Annotated in this window: 20 protein-coding genes; 13 read left to right on the top strand and 7 right to left on the bottom strand. The window is 39.2% G+C overall.

From position 1 onward, the window contains the following. Positions 1-180 precede the first annotated feature (180 nt). The 6 genes from ACSLUH_RS03965 to ACSLUH_RS03940 all read left to right on the top strand — a co-directional run bounded on the left by ACSLUH_RS03965 (position 181) and on the right by ACSLUH_RS03940 (position 6,224). Positions 181-1,398: an alpha/beta hydrolase-fold protein gene (locus tag ACSLUH_RS03965; protein WP_448564828.1), complete on the top strand. Its 1,218-nt coding sequence runs from the start codon at positions 181-183 to the stop codon at positions 1,396-1,398. 40 nt (positions 1,399-1,438) lie between these two features. Then, positions 1,439-1,879 (top strand): nuclear transport factor 2 family protein, encoded by a 441-nt coding sequence (locus ACSLUH_RS03960; protein ID WP_448564826.1) that lies wholly within the window; start codon positions 1,439-1,441, stop codon positions 1,877-1,879. A gap of 595 nt (positions 1,880-2,474) precedes the next feature. After that, complete coding sequence (locus ACSLUH_RS03955) at positions 2,475-2,834, top strand: hypothetical protein (RefSeq protein ID WP_448564824.1); 360 nt, start codon at positions 2,475-2,477, stop codon at positions 2,832-2,834. A gap of 149 nt (positions 2,835-2,983) precedes the next feature. After that, the gene (locus tag ACSLUH_RS03950; RefSeq protein ID WP_448564822.1) at positions 2,984-4,006 is read left to right on the top strand and encodes a sensor histidine kinase; all 1,023 of its coding nucleotides are present in this window, start codon (positions 2,984-2,986) and stop codon (positions 4,004-4,006) included. After that, on the top strand, positions 3,999-4,754 hold the full coding sequence (locus ACSLUH_RS03945) for a LytR/AlgR family response regulator transcription factor (protein ID WP_448564820.1): 756 nt from the start codon (positions 3,999-4,001) through the stop codon (positions 4,752-4,754). The genes ACSLUH_RS03950 and ACSLUH_RS03945 overlap by 8 nt, the downstream gene beginning before the upstream one ends. 168 nt (positions 4,755-4,922) lie before the next feature. Beyond that, positions 4,923-6,224, top strand: a complete 1,302-nt coding sequence (locus tag ACSLUH_RS03940; protein WP_448564818.1) for a hypothetical protein — start codon at positions 4,923-4,925, stop codon at positions 6,222-6,224. Positions 6,225-6,331: 107 nt separating this feature from the next. Here ACSLUH_RS03940 and ACSLUH_RS03935 read toward each other — a convergent pair whose 3' ends face one another. From ACSLUH_RS03935 to ACSLUH_RS03925, 3 genes are all read right to left on the bottom strand, one after another. Beyond that, entirely contained in the window at positions 6,332-7,738 is a 1,407-nt protein-coding gene (locus ACSLUH_RS03935) for an alpha/beta hydrolase family protein (protein WP_448564816.1), read from the bottom strand. A 112-nt stretch (positions 7,739-7,850) separates the two neighbouring features. Beyond that, on the bottom strand, positions 7,851-8,696 hold the full coding sequence (locus ACSLUH_RS03930) for a helix-turn-helix domain-containing protein (RefSeq protein WP_448564814.1): 846 nt from the start codon (positions 8,694-8,696) through the stop codon (positions 7,851-7,853). A 269-nt stretch (positions 8,697-8,965) separates the two neighbouring features. Then, entirely contained in the window at positions 8,966-9,787 is an 822-nt protein-coding gene (locus tag ACSLUH_RS03925; RefSeq protein WP_448564812.1) for a TolB family protein, read from the bottom strand. Between the two features lie 141 nt (positions 9,788-9,928). Between ACSLUH_RS03925 and ACSLUH_RS03920 the strand changes: the two genes are divergently transcribed. Continuing rightward, a complete protein-coding gene (locus tag ACSLUH_RS03920; RefSeq protein ID WP_448564810.1) occupies positions 9,929-11,089 on the top strand; it encodes a helix-turn-helix domain-containing protein in 1,161 nt (386 codons plus the stop codon). Between the two features lie 111 nt (positions 11,090-11,200). On the opposite strand, the gene ACSLUH_RS03915 is transcribed toward ACSLUH_RS03920, so the two are convergent. Continuing rightward, positions 11,201-12,142 carry a TolB-like translocation protein gene (locus ACSLUH_RS03915; protein WP_448564808.1) on the bottom strand — a complete coding sequence of 314 codons (942 nt, stop codon included), beginning with the start codon at positions 12,140-12,142 and terminating at the stop codon, positions 11,201-11,203. Positions 12,143-12,227: 85 nt separating this feature from the next. Between ACSLUH_RS03915 and ACSLUH_RS03910 the strand changes: the two genes are divergently transcribed. Together ACSLUH_RS03910 and ACSLUH_RS03905 are read left to right on the top strand one after the other, a co-directional pair. Continuing rightward, the gene (locus ACSLUH_RS03910) at positions 12,228-13,265 is read left to right on the top strand and encodes a winged helix-turn-helix domain-containing protein (RefSeq protein ID WP_448564806.1); all 1,038 of its coding nucleotides are present in this window, start codon (positions 12,228-12,230) and stop codon (positions 13,263-13,265) included. A gap of 217 nt (positions 13,266-13,482) precedes the next feature. After that, positions 13,483-14,340: a TolB family protein gene (locus tag ACSLUH_RS03905; RefSeq protein ID WP_448564804.1), complete on the top strand. Its 858-nt coding sequence runs from the start codon at positions 13,483-13,485 to the stop codon at positions 14,338-14,340. Positions 14,341-14,373: 33 nt separating this feature from the next. Here ACSLUH_RS03905 and ACSLUH_RS03900 read toward each other — a convergent pair whose 3' ends face one another. After that, positions 14,374-15,495, bottom strand: coding sequence for a helix-turn-helix domain-containing protein (locus ACSLUH_RS03900; protein ID WP_448564802.1), 1,122 nt, complete (start codon positions 15,493-15,495; stop codon positions 14,374-14,376). Between the two features lie 308 nt (positions 15,496-15,803). On the opposite strand from ACSLUH_RS03900, the gene ACSLUH_RS03895 reads away from it, so the two are divergent. Next, entirely contained in the window at positions 15,804-16,679 is an 876-nt protein-coding gene (locus ACSLUH_RS03895) for an alpha/beta fold hydrolase (RefSeq protein WP_448564800.1), read from the top strand. Continuing rightward, positions 16,679-17,836 carry an RNA polymerase sigma factor gene (locus ACSLUH_RS03890; RefSeq protein WP_448564798.1) on the top strand — a complete coding sequence of 386 codons (1,158 nt, stop codon included), beginning with the start codon at positions 16,679-16,681 and terminating at the stop codon, positions 17,834-17,836. Before ACSLUH_RS03895 ends, ACSLUH_RS03890 begins: the two co-directional genes overlap by 1 nt. Before the next feature lie 89 nt (positions 17,837-17,925). On the opposite strand, the gene ACSLUH_RS03885 is transcribed toward ACSLUH_RS03890, so the two are convergent. Both ACSLUH_RS03885 and ACSLUH_RS03880 read right to left on the bottom strand, forming a co-directional pair. Beyond that, positions 17,926-18,903: a hypothetical protein gene (locus ACSLUH_RS03885; RefSeq protein ID WP_448564796.1), complete on the bottom strand. Its 978-nt coding sequence runs from the start codon at positions 18,901-18,903 to the stop codon at positions 17,926-17,928. A 24-nt stretch (positions 18,904-18,927) separates the two neighbouring features. Next, the gene (locus ACSLUH_RS03880) at positions 18,928-19,296 is read right to left on the bottom strand and encodes a hypothetical protein (protein ID WP_448564794.1); all 369 of its coding nucleotides are present in this window, start codon (positions 19,294-19,296) and stop codon (positions 18,928-18,930) included. A gap of 268 nt (positions 19,297-19,564) precedes the next feature. Here ACSLUH_RS03880 and ACSLUH_RS03875 point away from each other — a divergent pair, with 268 nt between their 5' ends. Further along, positions 19,565-20,479: a LytTR family DNA-binding domain-containing protein gene (locus ACSLUH_RS03875; protein WP_448564792.1), complete on the top strand. Its 915-nt coding sequence runs from the start codon at positions 19,565-19,567 to the stop codon at positions 20,477-20,479. 121 nt (positions 20,480-20,600) lie between these two features. After that, positions 20,601-21,155, top strand: coding sequence for a cytochrome b (locus ACSLUH_RS03870; protein WP_448564790.1), 555 nt, complete (start codon positions 20,601-20,603; stop codon positions 21,153-21,155). The last annotated feature ends 8 nt before the right edge of the window (positions 21,156-21,163 follow it).

The raw sequence follows: 21,163 nt of genomic DNA, 5'->3' as shown, positions 1-21,163 counted from the left end.
TTAAAAATATCACATCATGAGACTAAATAATTGAGCTATATATTTCAATGCCTTAGGTGATTACTGGCAACATAATTAAAATTAATTTAAGCAAATCCGATAGAGGTTGACGCTTGGTTCCATGGCTTTGGTAGATTTTCTCGCCATAAATCTTTCCAATTACTTTTCGGAGCTGTTTACATGATGAATGTTAAAAGAGTGGTCATTACCTTTTGTTGTTCAATACTTATTTTGATTAGCCGTAATCTTTTGGCGATAGAATCAAATCACAATATGCAAACGTCGACTAATACCGAACTAGTCGAACACCGCAGTGTTGAGCAAAAATACATATCAATAAAAATTAACTCTAGTATTTTAGGTGAGGAAAGAGAACTACTGGTAAATTTACCAAATGATTATGGTTCAACAACTAAAGACTACCCTGTACTTTATCTTTTGGATGGTAAGAGACACTTCGCACACGCAATTGCCGCAGAAGATATTTTACAAAACGAATCATTAATACCTTCAAGCATTATTGTTGCGATCACCAATAACCTAGGCACAAGACGTAGAGACTTATCTTCAGGAAAAGAGAACTTTTTAAACTTTATCAAACAAGAGGTTTTTTCTCTTATTGCCAGCAAATACCGTATCTCTAAGCATAAAACACTTTTTGGTCATTCAATGGCTGGAGCATTTACAATGGATGTATTGGCTACTCAACCAGAGATATTTGATAACTATATCGCTGCGAGTCCAGTTATTCAGATGAATAACTCAGAGTTAATCAACAAATTCAAGCATTTTAAACTTTCCGAGAAACAGTTAACTAAGTCTCTTTATATCAGCTTTGGCAATGAACTTGCTGAAGGGAAAAGTGCGACTGATGCACTCAATGCTTTTGTTGGACTAATGAACGACTTACCAATAGAAGGGCTTAACTGGAAATATGACCCGATGCCAGAGCAGGTACATATGACTACGCCTTACTTAACTTTATACGCAGGCTTATCGTTTAGTTTTTCTGACTATCAACTGCCAAGATATTCTGGACTGGCCGACTATAAGTTGCGTGGTGAAATGAAGGGGTTGAAAGCTTATTTTGAAAAGAGAGCCAGCAAATACTCGGTAACTGCTGAAATACCAGAAATCGCATTTAGACAACTTGGTTTTTCCATTTTTGATGATGGAGAGCAAGAAAAAGGGCTGGAAATTCTAGAGCTAAGCGCTAGAAAACACCCTGATTCTTTACGTGCGCTTAACGCGCTAGCTCAGATTTATGAAGATGCCAGACAACCTGACAAGGCTTTAGCGGTTTATAAGCAAGGTTTAAAATTGGCAGAAGAAAAGTCATCTAGCAACGCAAATTTTTTCAAAACGCAGATTGATAGGCTAAATAAGCTGATTCAGTAAGCATTCAGATTAAATACTATTAAAAATGAAGGTGACAATTATGAAAAAATATTTATTAGTTTCGCTGCTTATTCTATCAACAATACCCAACTGTAAAGCAGAAATAAACAAAGCCAAAGTGGAAGGATTTTTCTCGACTATGGCTGCTTTATATCAACCCGAAATGAGCGAAAATGATTTGGAGAACTATTTCGCTTATATCGCTGATGATCTCACTGATTATCATGCTGCCTACGGTGTAACAATGAGTGGGGTTGTAAAGCCCCGGGAAGCATATACTCAAAGAAAACCGAATAATATTTCTTATAAATTAGACATTGAAAGTCTTGTCTTAGGCACCAACACTGCTGTCGCTGTAATTAAGGAAAACGCAATATACATAAAACAAGGTAAGGAAAAGCATTTTATCGGCCGAACCATATATGTCCTAGAATTCAATAGCGAAGGTTTGATCCATCATATGAGAAGGTATTTGGATTAGCCGAGTCATAGCTCAATCATTTTCACTATTTCTAAATGCGACCTATTAAAATTACTGCAAATTACTACGTTAGAATTGTCTTCGTTTTAATTAAATCTAATAGGGCTAAAGTAGCCCTTACCTGATAAAGGATACGGAGCAACTTTGTCTTCGGCATAATTATGAGAGATCATAAGTTACTAATTAAAGTGTAACTGATCAATTCATACTCAAGGTCGGCACTACAAAAGGCATCATTTAACCACTTTTTATAACGACATTAACCAAACAAATCATTAAGAAAACACCATTAAATCATCAGAGGTGTAACAAATTTTTTCTTATAGCCAATCTTTTCATGACATGATGACACTCGCTACTCTTCTTAGGAAAATCGAATGAATTAATATATTTATTCGATTTCAACTATCAGTAAACGACAAAGCCCCCCCCTAAAACGCAATAATATTAATCAAACTTTTACATTCTGCACCACTTTGACATAGTTTTCTTTCGATTCTATAACGTTTTTTTAGTAAGCTGCTTTCTTGAGTTTACACCCAAACGCTCCATGATTAACTAAACAACCAGCTACTGAGAAATAAGGATTTATATCGTGAGTCATTCTACTAAGATCGGCCTAATGCTTTTAGTCATTGTCGCAATGGTGGTTATTGACCAATACAACGCCAATGACGACGATTGGCAAAGTGAGAATGTTTTGGCTCAGATGCACACGGTAAAAATTTCGAACAACGAGACTATCCAAAAAGCATATCAACAATGTCGTATTAATTCGATGTCTCAATTTCTCTCAGATAATCGTCACTTATCCAAAGAAGAGCTCAACATGACCCTGCCCTACATGCCTGACACTTGTAAAGACGTTATTTTAAGTTCATGCAAAAGCCATGATCCGAACGATAAAAGCTGCAAATTTGGTTTAATGTCTATCAATTACAAAACGAATAGCTAGTGGTAATATCAAGCTTAAAATTTGTCTACGTTGAGCAAAGTGAATTGTAAATTTGAGCAGTGCCCTATTTACTTATCAATGAAATAACTAGCGGCCTTGCTTCACTGTTTGTAATATGACAAATCACAATACATAGCTACCATTAAGAAATGCAAAAACTGAATGAACAGTATTCACATGTCCGAGTTTATTGGTTAATACCGGCAATTTTAGGGGCTTTTATCTACCTCAATATATACTGGACAAGTCAGTTTTCAGGACCAGAACAGTTTTCTTGGTGGGCAATAGCACAACAAATAGTCTTGATGTATCTCTATTGGTTGGTTGGTGCTTTTTTTATTAAAAAAGAGCACAGTATTCGCATTCAAAATGTACTTCTTTCTTTTGTTGTCATTAGTGTTCTCTCTATCGCTGCCCAAATAGCGACAAAATTGTTGTTGATTGAGGTTATGAATCAAAATGACCATATACAGCGCCTTCATTTATATAATTATGCCGTGCATGGCGTGTTAGTCGCTATCGCTGTTAGCTTATTTGTGATGCTGTTACGTCATCTAGAAGGGCAGCGGCAAGCCCAACTCATTAATCTTGAGTTACAAAAACAGAATGCTCAATTTCAACTTCAAGCATTACAAACGCAATTAAATCCTCATTTCCTATTTAATAATTTAAATACCTTATCCTCGTTAATTCCGGAAGAATCAGCACAGGCGCATGACTTTATCAACCATCTTTCTGATTTGCTCCGCTATATGCTAAAAGAAACGGGCAAACAACTCGTCCCTCTAGAACAAGAACTCAATTTTTTGCAGCAATTTAGCGTATTATTAACCCAGCGATTCGGCGACAGCTTTAACTTAGTGATTGAAGTGAGCCAACAGGACGATCTGTTTTTACCGCCTTTCACACTGCAGTTATTATTAGAAAATGTTATCAAGCACAACCGAATAGATCTTCAACACCCACTGAGATGCCGCATAAGCCAAAATGATGGTTATTTGATTTTCGACAATAATAAAAACCTTAAGACAGGTGTTGATTCAACCGGCTTAGGCCTTAAAAATTTAGCGCAGCGTTATGCGCTGATTTGTGACCACAAAATGATTATTGATGATAAATCAGATAAATTTACTGTATCTGTGCCATTACTAAAGGTTGCCCAGCTTGATTAACGTATGGATAATTGAAGATGAACTTGCTGCGTATCAATTACTTAAGCGTTCTCTAGATAAAGTGATGCCAAAATGCCAAGTCAGTCGTTGGCTGCAAAGTGTTGAATCTTCAATAGACGCTTTGCAACGCTTTGACCCCCCCGATTTACTCTTGATTGACGTACAATTGTCAGACGGTAATTCATTTGAAATATTTACACAGGTTAAGGTTTCAACGCCAGTAATATTTACAACTGCATACGACCAATACGCGATAAAAGCCTTTGAGCTAAATAGCGTTGACTATTTACTTAAGCCACTGTCTTTAACATCAATACAAAAAGCACTAGATAAATACCAAGCCTTTCACCGACCAGCTCACCTTAATCAGCTAGCGCATGACTATCAAACTCAGCAATCAAAAGCGCCAAAACAACGTTGCTTTATTGGCAAGCGAGGAAACGAATTAGTCAATTTATCCAGTAAACATATCGCTTATTTTTATAGTGACGACAGTAGTTTTTGTGTCACGCATGATAATAAAACTTACTCTATTCAAGGCTCTTTAAACGATATTGAATCACAAACTCTCTCGAAAGATTTTATCCGATTAAATCGCAAAGTAATTGCGCACCGCAGTGCAATTACATCGTTAAAGAAAACATTGGGCAGTAAGCTACGCGTCTCCTTAACTCCTGCCTGTGACTTTGCCGTTAATGTCAGCCGAGATAAAGCTAAAGAAGTCAAAGCTTGGTATTTCGATATTTAGTCAACTTCTTTGCTGGCAATCTCAGCTGTATAGCCTCAGCTTTTTACGTTTTCCTTTCACCGCTCATTAACGATTCACCCTCTAATATTGTCGTTTCAGGGGCAAAGTGCTTTTCATCAAAGCACTTACCGTTAATGTTATAGGCATCTTTTTCAATAAGGATTTACTATGAAAAAATTGCTAAAAACCTCTATTGCGCTAACAGCGCTGGTATTTGCTCAGCAAACCACCGCGGCAAAACCAGAAAATATAGCCTTGTTCAATGAGCTCGTGTCGAAAAACACTTATCCAATTAAGCTTGCCAATAAAAAGGCCTCCGGCGAAGGGCTTAATTGGTTAATTGAACAAGGGGCACAAGCACAGTATTTCCTAATCGGTGAGCGCCATGGTCTAGCTGAAATACCTTATATTAGTGCCAGTATTTTTGAAGGTTTGGTGCAACATGGTTATAGCCACGCGGCTTTAGAAATCAGCCCTTTCGGCGCATATACTATGGAGAATCAGCTTAAAGCGGGGGGCTATGGTCAGTTAAACCGCTATTTAAGCTCAGAAGTCGGTTTTAACTCTATTGCCTTTATGGGTTGGGTTGAAGAGGCCGAAATGGCGGCAGCCATGTATCAGAGCTCTGCCAATAAAACCAATTTCTTTATTGGCCCAGATCAAGAGTTTCTCTTGGGTTTCCCTGCCCACCTAAACTTTCTCTCACAATTTGCCAGCACAGCCGAGCAAAAAGACATCATCAAGGAATACCAACAAGCGCTGAAAACATCGCCTTATTTGTTTGCCGATTTAGCCCCAGAAAAAATGAAGGAACTCACCGCACACTTTAGGAAAATCAACAATAGCAGAGTACAACATCTTCTCGATGATATGGAAACGAGTAACTATATCTACGGTGGTTTTTCAAAACCGATAAGAATTGCAAAAGCTAAATCGAATATTGTTCGTGAAGAGTTGATGAAAGATAACTTTTTACGGGATATTCGTGCTGAACGAAAACGCTTAAACACAGACCCGAAAGTATTTTTTAAATTTGGCGGCTATCATGCAGGTGCAAACGTTGACGAGCTGTTAGGTAGAGTAACCTTTGGCTCATTTATTCAAGCTTACGCCAAAGTCGTTGGTGGCCACAAATTCAATATCTTCATTGAATGCTCAGGAGGCGGCAAACTTTCTAGTGGTCAAGACTCTAATGATAACAGTGACGAAAAAACTCGCTGTCAATCTATGTATGGCGAATTAACCAATACCGATATTACCAACAACACAACCCACCCTTTTGTAAACTCTATTAAGGATAATGATGACATCTTTGTAGTTGATTTAAGACCGATTCGAGAGCACCTTGAAAAGTTCCAGTTTTTAGACCGCGACTTTCGAAGCCTTGTGGTTGCTTTTGACGCTTATATGGCAATCCCTAATACCCATCCCGCTACCAAATTTTCAGATTTAGTCGCAGCGAAAGAATAACGTATTTAATCAATATCGTATTCACCTTCAATAAAAAAGCGCCTCAAAGAGGCGCAAGATACTAATTGCTGTTGAGGTAAACAGCTCGATGACTCTTGTTATTATTATTAACTTTTCGTTTGGGTCTCAACCTTGCTATTCGTTATTTCTTTTACCCAGTTTGCGGTTATTTCAGTGAGCTTAGGGTTAGTGTCATATTGCACCTTTTCATACTCGCCACTTTGTCTTAATTTGCGCATTTGTTCATGCCCGCCAACATAGGCCATATAATGATTAGTGCCTGCAACTTCTTCAAAACGCGCTAACCCGGGATGATAAGTATCAACGATACGAGCGATATATTCGGTATCAAAAGGGTCGATAATCGCCATATCAACCTCGCCCGCTAACGCTAACACTGGCACATCAACTTTCGACCAGGCTTTAGTAATAGGGTATGCATCAACATCCTGCATAAACTTTAATGAGCGACCTAGAATATATTCATCGCCACGCCAGCCAAACAACTCTCCAAAGGCTTGTAATCCTTGTGGATAGGCTTTATTGACCTCGGCAAAACTTGCGCCCGGTTTAAACAACATTGTGATTGCCTCATCAGCCGTCAGTAGCGTTTGCTCAGATTCAACCGGATCACCTGTGCCCATTAGCGTTGACTGGTAGCGAACAATATTGCGCATATAATCGCGCCAACGCAAAAGCCCAGTACCGAAAATAGCCACGCCAGCAGGCTTGATACCATCAGCGACCATAGCGGGTGCTTGGTAGCCTCCCATACTGTGTCCAAAGAGAAAGATATTACTGGCATCGATATCGGTGCGACTGGCCAACTGTTTAAAACCGGCACTAAAACCATCAACCTCCTGCTGAAAGCCAACATCGCGACAATGTTTTTCATTATTGCTGTCGCCAATGCCATGTTTTTCAACCCGCCAAACAGCTATACCCTGGTCAATAAGTCCTTGAACAAAATCATATACGGGGTGCTTAGGGCTTTGCATTTCTACCGTGCCACAAGTATATCCTTGAATGTAGTAAACGACCGGAGGGTTATTAACATTTTTCGGTTTAACGAGAATGGCTCTTAAATAGCCATTGTCAAACGGCACCGCGTCAAGCTCGACGTCAGCACCTTTAAAGCGTTCGGTTTGCATGGCTTGGGCGATGCCTTCCACCTTAAGTATCTTCCCGTCACGTAAAACTTGAGCGCTAAACGTTTCTCCTGCTCGAAGTAATGCTTTGGCTTTACCTAAATCTTCACGACCAAAAATCGCTTGCTCATTAATAGAAAGAACAATATCCCCTGTTATAAGGCCAGCAGACGCGAAACTTCCCCCTGGAAGGACATGACCGACTGATAAACGTTGGCCCTCAAGCTGCAGTGTTTTTAACTGTTCTGCGGCTAAAGGTACAGGTTGAAAGCCAAGACGAACTTCTCGATCTAACGCTAGTGCAGCGTTATGCAATGCCAACGTTCCTAGACAGGCTAGACTCAATAACAGCGGCTTAATTTTCATAGATACTTCCTCAACATCAACTGTTTTCCACTATGCTAACAAAGGTTTGAAAAAGCCTTGTGATCCGAAATTGCTAAAACCAAGCGCTAGTGACCAATTGCTATGAGAATGCTCAGTTAGCGTGACGTAAGGTACTCGGTCGAACACCATGACGGCGAAAAAACGCGCGAGAAAAGCCGGTAACCGAAGCAAAGTTTAGTAATTCTGACACTTGAGAGGTTGTTTTTCCGTGTTGCAATTGCTCCAAAGCCCAGTCAAGACGAAAGTTCTGGTGCAGTCGAAGTGGCGGTTCTCCATAAACCACCTTAAAAAGGCGGTTTAAATGGAACTTCGATAGGTTGGCTACTTGTGCAAGTTCCGCTAAATCTACTTGATGCTCGAGATTCGCCAATATGAAAGCTTTGGCACGCTCCAATCGTCTCAGTAGCTCCTGTCTTGTCGACGATTTCACGCCATCAAGCTTGCGATCCATTTGTGCCAGATAGTCAAAATGTCCTGCTAACGATTCAACAATCATTTGTTCACTTTCTGGAGAAGCTAGTTGCTCTAGTGAAGTTTTTTGCAATAGCTTCCCTATGCCAGTGCTGGCAGTAGCAAAGTCTATTGGGTTAAAACCCTGAAAATAAGACATATTAAACCCACTGTTCAACTCATCGCTTGGTTGAGTGAACTCTTGCAGTAAGGCGTTAGGAATAAATAAACACAGCCCTTTAGCACGATTAGGTATTACACCTTGAACCTCAGCACCGGCTGGCGTCAATAAAAACTGACCTTTCTGCAATTTAAAACGGCGAGAGCCAACATGATAATGCTCTTCTCCCGACAGCACCATTTTTATCGAGATCATTTCAGATGTTCCCTGACATGAACCTTGAGTTAATTCAGAATAAACGGCATAAGAAGAGCGTGCTCTACTTTTTCCCAACCCTTCAAAATCTTCGACTCTATGAACTTTCATAACACAGTACTTTGTCAGCTTAATTGATATTTAGGGAGCTAATTGCAGAACTTCAGTTCATTAAAAAGTCCTAATACAGAAATTAACTGATTAACAATTTGTTGACAACTAAACGATGTAACAAGATATATTTTTCTTTATCATGTTACGAGAAAATAATTAACGCCAGCCAATACTGCAATTAGCTGGCTTGAAAGTTTAAGTGAAATAATATAACAAAGGCATATGATCACTAAGCTTAAGATCGCTTTCTATCGCCTCCATCCGTTTTAAAGTGCTAAGGTCACCAGCTGATATTGACCTTTTGAGTTTTGTTGGGTAAAAGTTATTTCATTTTTAATAGGATGCCAGTCTGCCTTCATTTCATTTTGAGGGGTAGCTACCAAGGCTTTTTCTTCACCACTTAAGATATCATATTGAATGATGTCCCAGTTGCCTGAACGATTGGATGAAAAAATCAACCTTGACCCTCTTAATACCGCGGCAATATTGCTACCTGGGCCATGGTAAAGGTTAGTGACCTTTTTCGATGCTAAGTCAACGCTGAATATTTGTGATTTACCCTCTATTTGTCGATCAAATATGACAGCACGGGCGTCAGGGTGCCAGCTAGGGTGAAACACGTGGCCGTCTAAATCTGTCAACTGGGCTGTTTGTTGCGTTGCAAAGTGATATAGATACAATTGACTGAGCCCATTGCGGCGGGATAAAAATACGAGGTACTCTCCGTTAGGTGACCATTTAGGTTGATTATCCATTGCCGCATTTGAAACTAACCGTGTTTCTTGATGTTTAGCTACATCATAAAGGTAAATATCTCTGTTGCCACTTCGACTCGAAGTGTAAGCTAAATATTTTCCATCAGGTGACCAAGTGATATCAGTATCGTACCCTTTACTATCCGTCACTCTTTTAATTTTTCCTGTTTGCTCATCTTTGATCATCACTTCCCAGTCTGTTTGCTCATCGACTTGCGTATAAGCAAGGTAGCGACCGTCAGGCGACCATATCGGTCCATATTGACTCTCTTGTGCACTCATCTTAAATGCCACACTACCCATCACTAATCCAACGACTAACTTTTTAAACATAATGCCTCTCTCAACGTGTTGCCTAATACTCCGCTCAACTATATGCTGTAAGGCATTATCAAATGTCTCATCTTAAAAATTGAGACTTAAAACCCCTGATTAATCTCTTTAATGACTGATAATTAGGGGAGTTTAATTATTATGCTTATTTTTGACTTTACTAGTTTTATTGGCTTTTTGGCTTTAGCTCAAGGCGTGCTATTAGCGTGTTTTGTTGTCCTTACATACCCTCGATTAGGTATTTCATGGTTAATCACTGTCCTGCTGCTTGCCTTTGTTATTGCGCTTGGCCATAGCGTTTTTTTGCATTCTAAACTGGCGTTATCATTTCCTCACATTCTCGGTTTTGGTCCCTTTAGCACTTATCTAATTGGGCCGCTAATATTGTTGATCACATTAAAATTACTCAGGCCAGATAAACCGCTATCGTTATGGCATTTATTGCACTTCGTACCTTTTGTTATTCATCAACTATCGCGCTTGCCAAAAATTTTTCGCTCTGCAAATGAAAAATTGATTTTTCTAGAATCATTCTATCAACAGGGTCAAATTACCAGCCCCAGTGTTTTAACACTAACTGAGCTTACCAATATGCTCATATTCTACAGCCATCGCTTTATTTATCTCATCTTAAGTTGTTGGTTGTTAAAGCAAGCCAAAGTTAATACTCAGCATTTCACCATCGCTCGAAAACTACTGATACATATGTTGTTTTATATCCTATTGGGATATTGCATATTTTGGTTGCTATACCGTTCAACATTTTACTTTCCGGCTATCGCGGAAATCTCTAAAAGTTTGTCTACGTCAATTAATGCCATTGGGCTAGGAGCTCTTACCTTGCTAATTGCAGTGTTTTTATTTAAACATCGACTAACTGACATTTTTTCGAGTAAAAGTACCCAAAAATATCAGAAAAATGTACTCGATGAAGATCTAAGCAAAAGTCTATTAGCCTCTATTGAAGCGACGATCAGTAAGGATAAGTTATTTTGCCTACCTGATTTTAGGCAAGCGGATTTATCGAATGCTACCGGCTTATCGATTGCAATGATCTCGCAAGTTATTAATAAAGAGGTAGGCCTAAATTTTAATGATTATATGAATGAGTATCGGATTAATTATGTTAAGGAGTTATTAGCAGATAGCGATCAAAGCGATAAAGATATCCAGACATTAGCATTAGAAGCGGGCTTTAGCTCTAAAGCCACTTTTTATCGCGTATTTAAAGAGAAAATGCAGGTTACTCCCACTCAATATCGAAAACAAGTGGCGCAATCACCAAGCAAAGAAAGTAGATGAATGGCTATAGCTTTCAACTCTTTCTTACACCCGAATTATCGAAGCTTTTGAACCGTATAACCGACAATCGCCGCTGCTCTTAAATGCGGCAGCGGCAAGAAAATATCCGCTTTAGTCAGCCAACGTAAGCCGTTTTACGGTTGATGACTTACCCGATTGATCAAAGATCACTTGGTCATAAAAAAGTTGATTTTCAGAGCCATAGGGTAACGGGAAAAACTCATGGATATCTTTCGTTGATGTTAATCGCTTTTCCACTTTTGTTTCGTAGTCAAGCATAAAAAGGTCATGTTGTCCTTCGCTAGATAGCAGACGAGAAAAGATGATGCGCTTTCCATCTGCCCCCCAAATCGGCATGGTTTCTGTATCTGAGGTATCAGTTATGACCTCAAAATTATTAGGGTGATCGACTGAAAGCACCATCAAATTTGAATGAGTCTCGAGCTGCAGAACCGCGACCAAAGATTCTCCATTTGGCGACCACTCAGGTTGCAGCACCATCCCTTGTTGAATAGTTGTCAATGGTTGGTACTTTCCCTGCAAGTCAATCACATAAAGTTGTGACCTAGCTTGTTGTGGTGCTCTAAGATCAAAAGCAATCTTGGTACTATCGGGATGCCAGCTAGGCGCTTTAGTTAACCCATCAGGACTGATGAAAAGTTGCTTAAGGTGGCTACCATCTGGACGCACTATATACAAACCAGACTGTCCTAAGCCATAACCTTCCCCGCCAATGAAAGCTATCCATTGACCATCAGGTGACCAGCGCGGCTCCTGCATTATCAAAAAACGGTTGGCTGCAAATTGATGAATTACGCCGTCAGGCAGGCTTTTTATAAATAGTTGCGTGAGCATTCCCCCCCGCCCATTTGGGACTTGTGAGTGAAAAATCATCTGTTTTCCTTTCGGAGAAAAACTTGCATGATGCTGATTTAGCACACGCTCTGCAGAAGCGCTAGCCATACCAACAAAACCTATCACCAGTAAACATAATTTCAGCTTGAATAAATACTTTATCTTAAACGCACGACGATTGAGTTTAGTTGCTTTCATTAACGAAGTTCTCCATAATTTATTGCTTGGTTAATCATCACAACCATCTTAAACTCAACCTCCCTTTCCAAAACAGGTAAGCTGTGTGAAGAAAAGTGAATATACATTAGAAACAAACAGTTATAACAATCACATGCAAGCTTCCTTGAGCTTAGATTTGCAGAATAAAAGAATAGTTGATACTACTGGAAACAACCTCGAGCTCAAATCAAAATCATTTAACTTGCTAAAGGTACTAATAGAGCACAGCCCCTCACCACTATCGGTAGAACAACTTAAAAAACTGGTTTGGCAAACCGAACATATTGGCGAAGATACAGTGCGCCAAAGAATAAAATTACTCCGTTCAGAGCTAAAAAAATGCCACGGCGAAGACGTTATTAAAAATGAACGTAGCAAAGGGTATTATGTTCAAAAAAAGGACATTAATTTCGCCATAGATAATGCTGAAGAGCCAATACAAAATGCAAGTTCTAAGGTCATTGGCAACCAATCAACGCATGGCGTCAGATGGCAAATCGTCGCGTTGGTAAGTTTTACTGCACTAGTGCTGCTGAGCTTGCTGATGATAAATTACACGTCATCTGCTTCCAATATTAAGTTAAACATCGCTTCAGTCTCACCGAAACAAGGGAGCCAACAAGACCGCGCGTTTGCAGATGGCTTTTCTTTTATGTTATCTGAAGTTTTAATTAAGCTCCCAGATATCGAAGTGTTTAGCGATAAATCCAACACGGTGGACGCTACCGTTTTAATAGGTATCGGCAATAATAGCGACCATTCAACTCTGGTTGTACAATTATTAGATATTGATACTCAACAGTATCTATGGTCAAAAGCCTACCCTATTTCACAAGACGAGAACTATTACCAAGCTTTGGCGCATATTGCGGCGCATGTGGCGATGATGCTAAAGACACACTATGACGACGATTTACACCAAAGTATCATTTCAGGGCAAACTAAAAACCCTGCATCGTTGACAGCTTATATTTTTGCACAGGGCTATGTTAAAACTGGCAATAAATCGCTCGCAGAGAAATACTTGGATGACGCTCTGCGCTTTGACCCCAATTTTGAACAGGCTCAGCAGCTTAAACAGGAAATATTAAAAATGCAGTAAGAGAATTGCTATTAACACTACCTTGTTGCTTTTTTCAATTTGTATTGCACGATTGCCACTAAAAGTGGCTTAGCATTTCAGTCCTTTTTCTACAAATTACCGTTACTTTTTTGTCAAATTATTCTCAAAAACATAATTGAGACGCTCTGAACCATACAAATAGGAATGGTTCTGCTGAAATACCTATTCCAATAACGGATAAAAAGGTACGTAACTTATGAGCTTATTTAAACATTTAACAATCTTGTCGATCGTGGTGTTCAGCACGGTGTGTTTTGCAGTCCCGATGAAGCCAACTTGGTCACCAGATGGAAACTGGCTGACATACCACGACCGCATTGGTAAAGCCATGCTGATTAAGATGATCAATGTCAAAACACAAGAAGTGATCCAACTAACCGATGATCAATATTGGTTGCATAGCCCGAAGTTTTCTCATGACGGAAAATACGTTTATGCTTCAGGTCGCAGCGCCCAAAATAGCGGTATTTTCAAAATTGATGTTACTAGCAAACAAGTAACTTACCTTGCGAAAATAACTGGCGAGGTAATGCATCCTGCACCATCGCCGGATGGCCAATGGTTGGCCTACGATAAGCAGGTTGATAAAAACAACTTTGATCTACACCTGTTTAATCTCGAAACTTTTGAAGAAAAACATCTTGTGCAATCCAAGAGCAATGAATATCACCCCAGCTGGAGTCTTGACAGTCAATTCATATTGCTGGACTTTGGCATGAATGAAGCAACTTCATTTATTACCCATGTGACGATTAATAATGGCAAGCAGCATCATTTCGCAAAAGCCCAAGGTGATGAAAGAGCGAGCCACCCTCAATTTTGGGGGGAAAATATTGTTTACGATAAGAATAATCAAATAATGTTGCTAAATACTCAACATCAGGAGCAGTCATTGTATAAACCTGAGCATGGCTGGAGTGCCTTAGCTCCATCGGTCTCACCAGCAACTGGAGAAATTGCCGTTAGCCTGATTAACAACGATTTCAGTAGTGGGAAGTTTGTCTTATTAAGCCCTGAGGGGAGAGTATTGAAGACGTTACTAGAAAGTCAGTGACATACCTTTGGGTTGATTAACATCCATTTCACGTTAATCAGCTTGTTTATTTTCTAAATAGTCGCCTGGGTTCACACCAACCTGGGCCTTAAATACACGATAAAAAGTACTTTTAGAATTAAAACCAACATCATATCCTAGCTTCTCAAGTGTCCTACTATTATCTTTGTAACTGAGATCGTCGAGCTTTGTACATGCTTCTTTAATACGCAATTGGTTAATATATGCATTAAACCCGAGGCCAACAAATTGATTTAGCAACCTAGATATTTCCTGAGTACTACAAGATAAAGAAGTCGCTAAAGAGTTTAAAGACAATTTGGGATCTCTATATTGATGTTGTTGCTCTAATGCAGCCTTTATTTTGAGCCAAAGTGCATGCTCCTCCTCTGTCATCTGCCCTACAGCACTGATTTTCTGAGACGCTAATTGCTCAGAGTAATTCATCGCAAGTAGCGCAATTAAATAAACAGTAAGCGCCTGAACCACACCACGCAACTCGACATAATCCAAATTCAAGTAATCAGCGACAAATTGAGTGCTTAGAACACTGATCTGCAGAAATAGGTAGACGTTGATAAATGTTCTTATCCTTTGCAGCATGGGTTTAGAACGGCTGTTAACTTGAGTTTTATAAATTATTTGACGCGCTAAAAATAGATACATCAACCAGTGTAAACGTGGCAATAAATAGAGCACCAAATTTTCTAAAGAATGCAGATTCATATCAGCACTATCAATACTGCTTAAATGGTATTCAATGATTGCGAGCTTTTGAGCGCTCGATTGAAAATAAATATCAAGCCGGTCCAATTGAAAAAAAATAGCAGGTACAAAATGCAAAAGCACTTTTGGGTTCGATGTAGTGTTTCCACGACAGAGCTGGACGATATAAAGATAGATCAGTGGGCCGATAATATAAAAATGAATTGGGCCAAGGCCTAACAAATTTGGCGCTTGTAAAATATATTGGGAGTAAACCGCCCAATCATGGAATATGTTGATCCCGAGCAGTAAAAAAATACCACTGATAAATGGAAAGGTAGAGGAAGCACTTTTAGGTTTTTTTAGGTTAACCGCAGCTAAAAACAACGCCAACCCTGTGGCAAAAAGCTGAATAAAAGCGAAACCGTCAAATAGTATTGGTGGATTCATGACGATATATTATTACACTCATAAAATAATGAATAAAAATTTCTCAACGAAAGATCACGATAACGTGTAAAATCGTTATAACTAAAGCCTCAAGTATTGGAAAGCGAATGCCCTCTATAGGCCAGATCACATGAGGGAATCCGTAAAAAATCTTTTTATCGCTATTCACTAGCGCAAGTTCGCTCCATACAAATCCATGATCAACGTTATCATGATTAAAAATGATTTTTTAGTTATTAAAATTTTTTGTCACACTTTTCTATTTCTTAGTGACTTTGTTAATGAGCCCATTAATTAAGGACACTAAGATGATTAAAAATATATTCCACTTTCTTATCCTCGCATACTCACTATTGAGCACAGAAGCCAATGCTAGCTGCTTAAACACAAAAGTTTCTGGTCAAGGACAAGCAATTTTGCTTATGCCTGGCTTTATTAGCGATGAGCGAGTTTGGCAGCCTATTGCTGAAAATTTAAGTAAAGATTATCAAGTACATCAGTTATCGATAGCAGGTTTTGGCAAAAACCCTGCTTGCCAGCAAGCAGACAATATTTACCCTCAAATTATTAATGAAGTAAAGCAATACATAGCACACTCATCACTGCAAAACCCCATATTTATCGGCCATAGCATGGGCGGCTTAATGGCTTTTGAACTAGCACTAGAGAAAGAATTACCCTTAAAAGCGGCAATCTCTGTAGATGGTTTACCGTTTATCGGTCCAGTATTTACTCGCACCAACGACACCACAGTTGACGATATTGCTTACCAAGCGACATCAATAAAGCAGATGTATCAACACGCAAATGCTGAGCAAATGAAAATGATGGCCCAACAAGCGATCTCTATTCAAACCAGTAATACGATGCGATACGCTGATATTCTCACCATGGCAGAAAATTCCGATCCCACAACCGCAGCAAGTGCTTTCCACTCGGTGATGAGCAAAGATTTACGTAGTGAACTAGCCAAGCTTAAAACACCTATGCTATTAATAGGAGCATCTGGTGGCTTTGCAACGCCAGAGCAGCAACTTGCCGCTAAGCAACTTTATCAAACGCAACTGAAAAACTCAGCTCAAGTGGAGTTGAAAATGAATAATCAAGGGCGACATTTTTTGATGTGGGATCAACCCGAATGGTTAGTGGCAGCAATTACTCAATTTATTAAGGAGCAAGCATAATGTCAGTAACAACTCATGTTAATGGCGGCTCCGATACCATTAGCCATTATGTTGGGCTCGCTAAACAAGGCGACAAAGCCGCGTTTAAAACGCTACTAGCAAAAGTCAGTAATACTGTCAGCAGTATCGCTTTGGCTATCACGAAAGATGTTCAAGACAGTGAAGATGTGTGCCAACTGGTCTTTATTAAAATGTGGCAACAACTTGATCAGCTTAACAACAATGACAGTTTACTGCCATGGGTAAGGCAAATAACACGATACACGGCATTCAATTTTATTCGTGATAAAAAGAGCTATCGACAAGAGAATCAGGATGATGAAGCGCTAGAAAGCTTACTGGAAACACTGAGTGAAAATGAACAACACGATACCGCGCTAATAAAAGAGCAACAGAATAGGCTTATCAGGCACCTACTTGACACGCTACCTGATGAAAGCAAAGAAATCGTATTATTGTATTATCGCGAAGACAGCAATAGTCGAGTGGTTGCTGAGTTACTCGAACTAAATGAAACAACGGTGCGCAAGCGCTTGCAACGAGCCCGAGAAACCATTAAATCTTCAGTGCTCGCCAAATATGGTAAAGTTATTTTAGCAACCGCGCCTGTTGGACTGGTGAGTGTCTTTGCAACAACAGCGATGACCGCAAGCCCAGTTGCAGCAAGCACGTTAACTTATAGTGCAGTATCAAAAAATAGCCATTGGTTAAGTAAATTGCTTGCTTCACTTGGCGGTGCGGCCATTGGTGGTGTAATAGCAATAATCGCCAATAGCTTTGCTATTAACAAGGTACTGAAACATATCGATAATCAGGCAGATATTGAAACACTAAAACGGATCAAATGGCGCAGTAATATACTCATTGCAATTACATCACTTATATTTGGCCTTAGCTATATATATTCTCAAGGTTGGCTATTCCCCGTGCTTACCTATGCCTTATTTATTGCGGGCTTAGCAGTCAATGTCACAGCAACCAATCGAATTAGTATCGAAAATCTACAACGCCAAGCGTCTTCAGATCCGCAAGCGGCTAAGAAGGTTAAAAGTACTCGATTGTGGTGTGTCGTTGGCTGGGTCATCGGTGGTGGCGGCGGTACCTTAGGACTGCTTTATGGCTTATACATGAGTGGCCGATTCTCTCAATTACTGTAATGAATAATGATAAAACAACGAAATATTTAAGGTTACATGTTGCGACGCCTGATAAGCCTCGGCATCGCAACTTAACTCTTAGACCAAGCTTAGTTAAACGAATATGACCAGCCAATTTGGTAAATCTGTTGCTCTTGGGCGCTAAATGGCAGCTTACCATCGCTATAAGCAATAAACCAACCTTGGTCAAAATAGATTCCAACAGTTGCCAGACTAAACTTGTTCATATCAGCTTGCTTAATTAATTCAGGTGCTCCAGGCTCATAAAAGTATCGATAGGAAAACTCTACTTTATCGACTTGCTCTAATGACACGTCGAGTTGCACCGTAGTGTTTACTTCCCAGCGATAATAGCTGTCATCGTCTCCTGATAGGACACTAAGTCGTTGACTGTTATCTTTAGGGTTTATTTGAGCATAATCAATTTTAAAAAAAGCATATTCATTAGCAATACCTTGTTGAAACCAATATTGACCGTAAGCGGTTAAACCATAGCCAAATTGAGCATTATCATTTGATTGATCCGTTTCATAGGCAGTAAAACCACCTATTGCATAGGTATAATGATTAGCGATCCAACTTTTATAATGCGCTTCGCCACGAAATCTGGTGTAGTCTTTGAGGTTATTTTCTTGTTTTAGCGCTAATAATCCTTCTGCACTGAGGCTTGCCGCAAAATCGGTATAACTATCAACATTATGATCATATGCTTTAAACCAAGCCGCCATTTTTTCAGCAGAAATCCCCGAGTAATCATTTTGTCCGATGCTAATCAAGTCCTGTGACGTTGGCCTAAGATTGCTCGGCAGCTTCATGAAATTGTCACGTTGATTTGATTGAGGATTGGTAAACTTCTTATTGAAGCTCCACTGCTTATCGAACTTAAACTCAACCCCAACGGTTGACTGGTCCCCAGTATCATTACCGTATAATCCCAATCGAACTTGGCTATTTTTATTATTAAGTAAATCTAAGCCAAATAATTCTTTCAATGGGTCATCAGCCATGGCGTTAGCGCTATAACCCATCGCACTGGCGGCCATCAATAAAGAAGAGAAAAATTTCATGTTATCATCCTTAATATGTAGTCATTATTCGTCAAAAAATTTGATCAAATCATCCAGTGCTTCTGCAACATCGACTAAGGTTTTATCACCATCCATAAACACAGCTTTCAACTGATTTTTAATGTCAGCGATTGTGGTTCCATCGGCTTCCATTGATTCAACCACTCCCAAATTATCAAGATAGTTAACAAAAGTATTGGCAATGATAGTCGCTTGATTCTCTCGCAATGTTTGATCGTTACTGGTTTTAGGATAATAAGTTAAACTGCCGAGTTTCGTGTCACCCGCTTGACTAAATACTGAAGGGATAGTGGATTGATCGAGCATTTTTTTGCTACGTAAAATTGCATAAACGCTCGTGCAAGCAAAATTATCGCGCCATGGGTAAGCCATGTTATTCTCCTTAATATATTCATGCTTAAAATAAATTCACACGTTACTAAAATGCAAAATCAAGTATTAATAGAGAACAAGTAGCCACGCTCTTCCTTGACAAAACTCGTTACATCCAAGCAACAAAGATACTATAGCAGATAAAAATTGTTAGCCCCAAATGCCTCGTCACTACGACTAAAGTCTAATAAACTAGCGGTTGTTATCCTAGCCTGTAATCAATAAGCTATCTGTCTCATACCATTGAAATTTCAAATGTACTCTTCAAGTGTTATTGAAAGCTCAGCGTCAAACATTTTCTTGCGTAAAAAGGCAATTAACAAAGCAAATAGACAAGCAAAAACGTCGATTAATATTGTGCCCCGAATTCGCGCAATCTTTAACCTACTTAGCTTGGTTTAGTTTACTGTATTTGCTATTTATTGTTGTTTACAGCATTTTTTATTATAGCTTTGTCGCTAAAGGGCAAACTCAATTTATCAGTCACCTTTTATGGTGGCTAAAGCTTTCAGGGGTGTGGTTTTTCTTTACGCCATTAGCATTAATGATATTAACCGCTTTATCGAGCCGGTATAAGCATAGTTTGATCGCAATATCGATAGGGTTTCCGATGGTTATTCTGGCAGTTAGCCTGCAAATTTCTTTCGATTTAACCTACATTCTTAACCACGATGTTATCGCTTATATTGTGCTTTTTACTCCTAAGCAGGTCGCCATCTTTATTGCTGTTTACTTATATTGGTTTTTCATGGTTCAAATGCGAAGATCTAAAAGGTCAACCATAACGCCAGTTAATCACTCAACAACTCAAAATATCGATGTTGAACATCTTGGCCGTCCATTGCAATTAGCTACTTGCGATATCACTGTTGTCAATGCTAGTGGCAACTACATTGAAATCGAAACCAATCATGGCAATTACTTAAAACGAGGCACACTAAAACAACTACTAAAGTTATTACCAAGTTATTTTTTTCAATGTCACCGTAGTCATATTATTAATCTTAAAAAAGTAAAATCGCTAACCAATCAAGCCTCTGGTAACGGCTATGTTTTACTGACCAACAACCAACATGTAGCGGTGAGCAAACGATATAAAAGCCTTTTAAAGCAACAATTAAAGCACCAGTTAAATTTCGACAAAAACCTGAAAGAAACAAAACCTGAAAGAAACAAAACGTGAAAGCAACAAAGAAAAAACACCCGTTCGTTAGTCACAAAATCGTTCCATTCATCCCAGCATATTGGTTTTAAAGGATTTTTATAGGTAGCTTTAGCGAAAACATTTAATTGAAAGGAACAGCATGTCATCTGATTTAAAACAGCAAACACGCTACATGCACTGGCTCAGTGCCTTGATTATTATTGGGTTACTGTCAACGGGGCTGTACATGTCTGATGGTAACCACTATGGCTTATATGATTGGCACAAAGCTATTGGTTTTATCGCCCTTGCCATCATCATCATCCGCCTCTTAATCCGCTACAGACATCCATGGCCCTCTGCTGCTTTAGGCACTCCACATCAAAAATTAGTGCACTACACGCATCAATTTCTGTTACTCGCCAGCTTATTAATGCCAATATCAGGCTTGCTATATTCTGGCTTTGGTGGCTACGGCGTCAGTATAGGGAGTGTTGAGTTAATCCCGAGTTATTATAATGAAAAGGGGCAAGTTATTGCGCCAAATTTAATGCTCAGTAACTTAGGCGACTTTATTCACCAATACTTAGGTTATCTCTTTACCCTAATTGTCATAATGCACCTTTTAGCAGCACTAAAACATCATTTTATTGATCGAGATGACACCTTATCTCGCATGCTTACAGGTAAAGCTCAGTCATCTCACACAAGATAAGGATTTTT

It is taken from the genome of Thalassotalea ganghwensis, assembly GCF_053485795.1.
Note: the sequence above shows the minus strand (reverse complement) of the source record. Positions and strands in the feature narration are given on the sequence as shown.